At 70.5% G+C, this 7,933-nt stretch carries 7 protein-coding genes; 4 read left to right on the top strand and 3 right to left on the bottom strand.

Translation table 11 applies throughout. The annotated features are described in order from the left end of the window. Positions 1-111: 111 nt before the first annotated feature. From ACFXB5_RS46730 to panB, 3 genes are all read right to left on the bottom strand, one after another. On the bottom strand, positions 112-936 hold the full coding sequence (locus ACFXB5_RS46730; RefSeq protein WP_385220293.1) for an ABC transporter permease: 825 nt from the start codon (positions 934-936) through the stop codon (positions 112-114). After that, positions 933-1,943, bottom strand: a complete 1,011-nt coding sequence (locus ACFXB5_RS46725; RefSeq protein ID WP_385220290.1) for an ATP-binding cassette domain-containing protein — start codon at positions 1,941-1,943, stop codon at positions 933-935. The genes ACFXB5_RS46730 and ACFXB5_RS46725 overlap by 4 nt, the downstream gene beginning before the upstream one ends. A gap of 107 nt (positions 1,944-2,050) precedes the next feature. After that, complete coding sequence (gene panB, locus ACFXB5_RS46720; RefSeq protein WP_385220288.1) at positions 2,051-2,911, bottom strand: 3-methyl-2-oxobutanoate hydroxymethyltransferase; 861 nt, start codon at positions 2,909-2,911, stop codon at positions 2,051-2,053. A gap of 157 nt (positions 2,912-3,068) precedes the next feature. On the opposite strand from panB, the gene ACFXB5_RS46715 reads away from it, so the two are divergent. From ACFXB5_RS46715 to ACFXB5_RS46700, 4 genes are all read left to right on the top strand, one after another. After that, positions 3,069-4,694: an MFS transporter gene (locus tag ACFXB5_RS46715; RefSeq protein ID WP_385220285.1), complete on the top strand. Its 1,626-nt coding sequence runs from the start codon at positions 3,069-3,071 to the stop codon at positions 4,692-4,694. Further along, entirely contained in the window at positions 4,691-5,299 is a 609-nt protein-coding gene (locus tag ACFXB5_RS46710; protein WP_385220283.1) for a TetR/AcrR family transcriptional regulator, read from the top strand. The genes ACFXB5_RS46715 and ACFXB5_RS46710 overlap by 4 nt, the downstream gene beginning before the upstream one ends. A 187-nt stretch (positions 5,300-5,486) precedes the next feature. Next, complete coding sequence (locus ACFXB5_RS46705) at positions 5,487-6,515, top strand: endonuclease/exonuclease/phosphatase family protein (protein ID WP_385220280.1); 1,029 nt, start codon at positions 5,487-5,489, stop codon at positions 6,513-6,515. Positions 6,516-6,698: 183 nt separating this feature from the next. After that, the gene (locus ACFXB5_RS46700) at positions 6,699-7,904 is read left to right on the top strand and encodes an MFS transporter (protein ID WP_385220277.1); all 1,206 of its coding nucleotides are present in this window, start codon (positions 6,699-6,701) and stop codon (positions 7,902-7,904) included. The last annotated feature ends 29 nt before the right edge of the window (positions 7,905-7,933 follow it).

Raw genomic sequence — 7,933 nt, 5'->3', positions numbered from 1 at the left:
TTGGGCGGGGGGGGGGGCGGGGGGGGGGCACGCACGGGGTGGGGGGTGCCGGGGCCGGGCGGGGGCCCCCGCTTGGGGCGCGCCGGGGGCGTGGCCCGAGACCGTGGACCGTCAGGTCGTCTTGTTGCGGAACTTGCGCACCGCGAGCGGCGCCACGATCACCGTGATGGCCACCGCCCAGACCATGGTCACCGTCACCGGTTCGGCTATCGCGCCATGGCCGCTGGTCAGCGCCCGTGCGGCGTCCGCGAGCCGGGACAGCGGGTTGTACTCGGTGAAGGACCGCAGCCAGTCCGGCATGGTGGCGGTCGGGGCGAAGATGGACGAGCCGAACTGGAGCGGCATCATCACCAGGAAGCCCATACCGCTGACCGCCTGCGGGGTGGGCAGCGACATCCCCAGCAGCATGAAGATCCAGGTCAGCGAGGATCCGAAGGCCAGGGCCAGCACCACCGCGGCCAACAGCTCCAGCGGCCCGGTCTCGAGCTCGAAGCCCATGATGAAGCCCATGATCAGCAGGATGATGGTGGACACCAGCATCCGGCCGCACTCCACGATCAGCTTGGCTATCAGCACCGAGGAGCGGGCGATCGGCAGCGTGCGGAACCGGTCCATGACGCCCTTGTTGAAGTCGTCATTGACGCCGGTGCCGATCGACATCGCGATGTTGAGCCCGCCCATCGCCATCAGGCCGGGAATGAAGTAGTTGACGTACTCGGAGCGGTTGCCGCCCGTCATCGCGCCGCCGAAGACATAGGTGAACAGCAGCGCGAAGACGATCGGCATGGCCAGGGCGTCGAACATCGCGAACGGTTCGTACCTGATCTGCATGACGTTGCGCCGCACCAGCGCGCCGATGTGGCGCAGATTGGCGCGGAGGCCGATCCGGCCGTCGCTCTTTCCCCGCAGGGGCGCGGTCATCGTGGCCGTACTCACGCGGGGACCTCTTCCAGCGTCTTGTTGTCCTGCGGTGTGGATGCCTTACGGCCGGTGATGGCCAGGAAGACCTCGTCCAGGCTGGGCAGATGGGTGTCGATCCCGGCGATCGCGAAACCGCGCTGGCCGAGCAGACCGATCAGGGCGGTCAGCTGCTCATCGCTGGCGATGGGCACATTGACCAGGCCCTCCTCCACATCGGCGGTCGCGCCGCCGATGCCGTCGAGCCCCGCCTGGGTGATGGCGCCGACCATGCGGTGCAGCTCACCGGCGTCGGACGGGCGGATCTGGAGGGTGCGGCCGCCGATCTTGGCCCTGAGCTCGTTCACCCGGCCGTCGGCGATGACCCTGCCCCGGTCGATCACCGTCAGATGGTCGGCGAGCTGCTCGGCCTCCTCCATGTACTGGGTGGTCAGCAGCACGGTGGCCCCGTCGGCGACCATCCTCCTGACCTCGTCCCACACCTCGTTACGGGCGTGCGGGTCCAGACCGGTCGTCGGCTCGTCCAGATAGAGCACCGAGGGCCGGCCGATCATGGACGCGGCCAGGTCGAGCCGGCGGCGCATACCGCCGGAGTAGGTGCGCACGCGCCGCTTGCCGGCCTCGGTGAGCGAGAACCGCTCGAGCATGGTGTCCGCCCGCGCACGGGCCTCCTTGCGGGAGAGATCGAGCAGCCGCCCGACCATGTAGAGGTTCTCCCAGCCGGGGAGCTTCTCGTCGACCGAGGCGTACTGCCCGGTCAGCCCGATGGTGCGGCGCAGCTGGCGGGGCTGGCGCACCACGTCGTACCCGGCCACCACCGCGGTGCCGGCGTCCGGCACCAGCAGGGTGGACAGACACCGGACGAGTGTCGTCTTACCGGCGCCATTGGGGCCCAGCACCCCCAGGACGGTGCCCTCCGGCACGTCCAGATCCACTCCGTCGACGGCCTTGGTGTCACCGAAGTGCTTGACCAGCCCCCGTACTTCGACGGCGTTGCCGTCCCTGATCCTGTGTTCCCGCATCATGCGCTCAGGATGACAGCCGTCACCGACAGACCGCCGACAGGCGGCAGACAGCCCGCCGACGGGGGAAGATCGGCGGGCTGTCGTTGTACCGCAGTGGCTCGTGGTGCCTAGCGGAAGGAGTGCTCCTCGGCCGGGTAGGCCCCGCCGACGACGTCCTCCGCGAAGGCCCGCGCCGCGTCGCCCAGGCCCTGGCGCAGCTCGGCGTACTGCTTGACGAAACGCGGCACCCGGCCGTCGGTCATGCCCGCCATGTCCGTCCACACCAGCACCTGGGCGTCGCAGTCCGGACCGGCACCGATGCCGACGGTGGCGATGTGCAGCGACCGCGTCACCTCGGCGGCCAGCTCGGCCGGGACCAGCTCCAGGACGACCGCGAAGGCGCCCGCGTCCTGGACCGCCTTGGCGTCCCGCAGCAGCTGCTGGGCCGCCTCCTCGCCGCGCCCCTGGACCGGGTAGCCGCCGTAGGCGTTGACGGACTGCGGGGTCAGGCCGATGTGCGCCATGACCGGGATACCGGACTGGACCAGCAGCTCGATCTGGTGGGCGGACCGCTCCCCGCCCTCCAGCTTCACCGCGCCCACGCCCGCCTCCTTGACCAGCCGGGTGGCGTTCCGCAGCGCCTGGACCGGGCCCTCCTGGTACGAGCCGAAGGGCAGGTCGCCGACGACGAGGGCGCGCCGGGTGCCGCGGACCACGGCGGCGGACAGCAGCGTCGTCTCGTCCATGGTGACGGGCACGGTGGACTCGTAGCCCAGATGGCAGTTGCCCATCGAGTCGCCGACCAGCAGCACCGGGATGCCCGCCTGGTCGAAGACGGACGCGGTCATCGCGTCGTAGGCGGTGAGCATCGGCCACTTCTCGGCGCGCTCCTTGGCGGCCGCGATGTCACGGACGGTGATGCGGCGGGAGCCCGTGCCCCCGTAGAGCGCCTTCTCGGACTGCTTTCGCGCAGGACTGACGTGCGTCATCGCTACGGCTCCTGTTCATCATCTCGAGGCACCCTGACGGCGTCCCCGGACCAACCCCATGCTGGCACGGCTCCTGCCGGGGCGAAAGTGGGCCCGGATCGCAAAGATTTTCCAATACGAGACGGTCTCGTATCGTAAGTCGCCTAGCCTGGGCGGCATGGCAACCCCACCCAGCGCCCAGGGCGCACCGGCCGAGTCCGGCGTCCCGGAGGCGATCCACCGCAGACGCTGGGCGATCCTCGTCGTCCTGATGTTCAGCGTGCTGGTCGTCGTCCTCGACAACTCGATACTCAACGTGGCGATGAAGACCATCGCCTCGCCGAAGCCCACCGGGCTCGGCGCCACCCAGAGCCAGCTCGAGTGGGCGATCAACTCCTACACGCTGGTCTTCGCCGGGCTGCTGTTCACCGCGGGGATCCTCGGCGACCGGATCGGCCGTAAGAAGGTCCTGCTCGGCGGGATGACGGTGTTCGGCATGGGCTCGGTGCTCGCCGCCTTCTCCGGATCGCCCGGTGAACTCATCGGCTTCCGGGCGCTCATGGGGCTCGGCGCCGCCTTCGTGATGCCCGCGACCCTCGCCATCCTGGTCAATGTCTTCGAACGCGAGGAGCAGGCCAAGGCGATCGGCATCTGGGTCGCCGCGGTGGGGCTGGCCATCGCCATCGGCCCGATCAGCGGCGGACTGCTGCTCGAACACTTCTGGTGGGGTTCGGTCTTCTTCGTCAATGTGCCGATCGTGATCGTCGGACTGATCGCGATGGTGGTGCTCGTCCCCGACTCCCGGGACCCCGCGCCCGGCCGGGTGGACCCGCTGGGCGTACTGCTGTCCGTCGTCGGGCTCGTCCTGCTGGTCTACGGCATCATCAAGGGCGGCCAGCTCGCGGACTTCACCGACGCCCAGGTGCTGGGCTCGATCGCCGCCGGGCTCGCCGTCCTGGGCCTGTTCGTGGTGCACGAGAAGCGCAGCGACCACCCGGCCATCGATATCGGCTACTTCCGCAACCCCGCCTTCTCCGCCGCCATCGCCGCCGTCGCCCTGGTCTTCTTCGCCCTCATGGGCGTGACCTTCTTCATGGTCTTCTACACCCAGAGCGTGCGCGGCTACAGCGCCCTCGAATCCGGGCTGCTGATCCTGCCGCTGGCCGTGGCACAGCTGATCTTCGCCCCGCGGGCCCGGCTGGTCGTCGAGCGGTTCGGCGCCCGCGCGGTGTGCACCGGCGGGATGCTGCTGGTGGCCGCCACCATGTCGGGGTTCCTGCTGCTGGGCGTGGACACCCCGATCGTCGTGCTCGAGGTGCTGTTCTTCGCCCAGGGCGCCGGAATGGCGCATATCATGCCGCCGGTGACCACCGGGATCATGCAGGCGCTGCCGCGCCAGAAGGCCGGCTCCGGCTCGGCGCTCAACAACACCTTCCGGCAGGTCGGCGGCGCGCTCGGGGTCGCGGTGCTGGGCTCCGTGCTCTCCACCGCCTACCGCGACCGGATGCGGGACACCCTGGCCGCCGTGCCCGGCCTGCCCGACTCCGTACAGCGCTCGGCCGGCGAGTCCGTCGAGGCCACCATGGGGGTCGCCGAGAAGCTCGGGCCCAGGGGCCAGGCGCTGGTGGGCCCGGCCCAGGACGCCTTCGTCCACGCCATGCACATCACCGCCCTCGGCTCGGCGGGCGTCGCCGTCCTCGGCGCGCTGGTCGTCCTGGCCTTCCTGCCCGGCAAGGAAGGTCCCGGCCGGGCCCCCGACGACGGGCGGCAGCATCCGCGGGAGGAGGCGTCGGCCGGCCAATGAGCGCACCGGAGAGCTCCGCACCCAGGCTCCGCGGCCGCCCCCGCAGCCCCGCCACCGACGCCGCGATCATCGAGGCCGCGCTGCGGCTGCTGGAGGAGGGCGCCTCGGTCGGCGGTCTTTCGATCGAGGGGATCGCCCGCGAGGCGGGCGTCGGCAAGGCCACCGTCTACCGCCGCTGGCCCGGTAAGGACGCGCTGATGCTCGATGTGCTGCGCTCCCTCGAGGAGCCCAGCCCCGAGCCGGCCGGGGTATCGGTGCGCGACGACCTCGTCGCCATCCTGGAGTTCATGCGCCGGCGCGGGCTCGCCAAGCGCAACTCCGCCCTGCTGCGCAGCGTCATCACCCAGATGCACGCGCACAAGGAGCTGTGGCGGGCCTACGACGAGAACGTCATAGCGGCCCGCCGCGCGAGCCTGCGCGCCGTGCTGCGGCGGGGCCGGGAGAGCGGTGAGATCCGCGCCGATGTGGATCTGGAGCTGCTCGCCGACCTCTTCACCGGCCCGATGCTCGCCCGCGCCATGCTCCACGAGTGGAAGGAGCTGCCCGAGGGGCTGGCCGAACGGATCGTCGACACGGTCCTCGAAGGGGTCTCCCCACGCCGTTGAGCTCCGCTGAGCGGTTTGTGCCTGTTATGTCACAACACCCCCTCCCGGGCCGGGATGTGGAACTCGGGGCCATCGTCCCTTCGTCCTCGGACGGGGAGCACCCCAACCGGGGGCGTCGGGAAAAGCCCTGGTCATCACCTAGGGTCGTAGTCCAAGGCGCGGCAGTTGAGGCAGTGAGGGACAGCGAATGACGCAGGCGCACACGCAGGAGACGGGACAGCTCGGGGACGACGCGCCCCAGCGATCGGGCTCCCGGATCGGCCGCCTGTTCGACCGGCTCCGGAACGATCGCGGCATCTGGCGGCGCGGACTGGTGCTGGCGGCGATCGCGGTCCTGCTCGCCCTGGTCATGATCTTCCACGCCGACATCCCCAACCGGGTGGGCAACCTCGGCTCGCTGCTGGAGACGTTCCTGCCGTGGCTGGGCCTGTTCCTTCCGGTGCTGCTGGTGCTCGGTCTGGTGCGGCGGTCGGCGAGCGCCGTGCTGGCGCTGGTGCTGCCCGTCGCCGTCTGGCTGAACCTCTTCGGCGGGCTGATGTTCTCCGACAAGTCCGGCGGCGGCGGTGAGCTGACCGTCGTCACCCACAACGTCAACGCGGAGAACGCCGATCCGACCGGCACCGCGAAGGACGTGGCCGCCTCGGGCGCCGATGTGGTGGCCCTGGAGGAGCTGACGGACTCGGCCGTGCCGACGTACGAGCGGGCCCTGGCCGGCACCTACCGCTACCACGCCGTGCAGGGCACGGTGGGGCTGTGGAGCAAGTACCCGCTGTCCGGCACCAAGCCGGTGGACATCAAGCTGGGCTGGACCCGGGCGCTGCGCACCGCCGTCGCCACCCCGCGCGGTGAGGTCGGCGTCTATGTGGCCCATCTGCCCTCGGTGCGGGTGAAGTTCAACGCGGGCTTCACCGCCGGCCAGCGCGACGACAGCGCCGAGGCGCTGGGCCAGGCCATCGCCCGGGAGCCGCTGAACAAGGTGATCCTGCTCGGCGATCTGAACGGCACCATGAACGACCGCGCGCTCGCCCCCGTCACCGCGCAGATGCGGTCCGCCCAGGGCGCGGCGGGCGACGGCTTCGGCTTCAGCTGGCCCGCCTCGTTCCCGATGGCGCGGATCGACCAGATCATGGTGCGGGGGCTGGACCCGGTCTCGGCGTGGGCGCTGCCCAGGACCGGCAGCGATCACCTTCCGCTGGCGGCGTCGGTCGACTACTGAGCCGTGCCGCTACGGAGCCGTGCCGCTCGGGGCCGTCGGGTGACATAGCTCACGGGCACCCGGCGAGATCTTACGTGCCGTTCATCTTGGAGATCTCCTCGGGAACATTCTGCGTGAGAGACTTTGTTCAGCTAGAGAACATACGCATCCCTGCACGTTTCTCCTTCGTTTGAAAGGTCTCTCATGCCCCTGGCCCTGCTCGCCCTTGCTGTGAGCGCCTTCGGCATTGGTACTACCGAATTCGTGATGATGGGCCTGCTGCCCAATGTCGCGAATGATCTGGACACCTCGGTGCCCACGGCCGGATACCTCGTCTCCGCCTACGCCATCGGAGTCGTGGTGGGCGCTCCGCTGCTGACCGCCCTCGGTTCCCGTATCCCGCGCAAGCGGATGCTCGTGTTGCTCATGGCGCTCTTCACGGTGGGCAACCTCGCCTCCGCCCTCGCCCCCAACTTCGGGCTGCTGATCGCGGGCCGGGTGCTCGCCGGGCTGCCCCACGGCGCGTTCTTCGGCGTCGGCGCGGTGGTCGCCGCGCGACTGGTGACCGAGGACCGGCGGGCCCGCGCGGTCGCCACCATGTTCCTCGGGCTGACCATCGCCAACATCGTCGGCGTCCCCGTCGCCACCCTGCTCGGCCAGAACCTCGGCTGGCGCGCGACCTTCCTGGTCGTCGCCGCGATCGGCGTGGTCGCCATGGCCGCGCTCGCCCGGCTCGTCCCGCAGATCTCCCACGAGCAGCACGGCGGGCTGCGCCAGGAACTCGGCGCGCTGCGCGACCGCCAGGTGCTGCTGGGGCTGCTCACCGCCGTCTTCGGCTTCGCCGGTGTCTTCGCCGTCTACAGCTACCTCGCCTCGATGATGACCGAGGTCACCGGGTTCGGTGAGTCGACGGTCACTTTGGTGCTGGCGCTGTTCGGCATCGGCATGACCCTGGGCGCCCTCGCCGCCGGCCCGCTCACCGACCGGGCGCTGCGGCCCACGCTCTACGGCTCGCTGGCGGCGCTCGCCGCCGTGCTCGTGGCCTTCGACTTCACGGTGCATGTGAAGTGGGCGGCGCTGCTGACGGTCGTGGTGCTGGGCGCGGTCGGCTTCATGACCACCACCCCGCTCCAGATGCTGGTGATGAACAAGGCCCAGCACGCCCCGACGCTGGCCTCCGCCTCCAACCACTCCGCCTTCAACCTGGCCAACGCCGGTGGCGCGTGGCTCGGCGGCGTCGCCATCGCGGCGGGCTGGGGCTGGACCTCCCCGACGCTGGTCGGCGCGGTGCTCGCGGTGATCGGCCTCGCGATCGCCCTGATCGCGGGCCTGACCGACCGGACCCCGGCGAGCGGCTCCCGGGTCGTCGCGAGCAGCGAGTCGCTGCCGCAGCTGTCCGAGGTGGGCTGAGGTAGGGGGTGTCCGGCGGGTCTTTCGCC

It is taken from the genome of Streptomyces sp. NPDC059455, assembly GCF_042750115.1.
Classification (GTDB): Bacteria; Actinomycetota; Actinomycetes; order Streptomycetales; family Streptomycetaceae; genus Streptomyces; species Streptomyces endocoffeicus.
The sequence above is the reverse complement of the archived record's forward strand: the minus strand, read 5'-3'. Positions and strand labels throughout refer to the sequence as shown.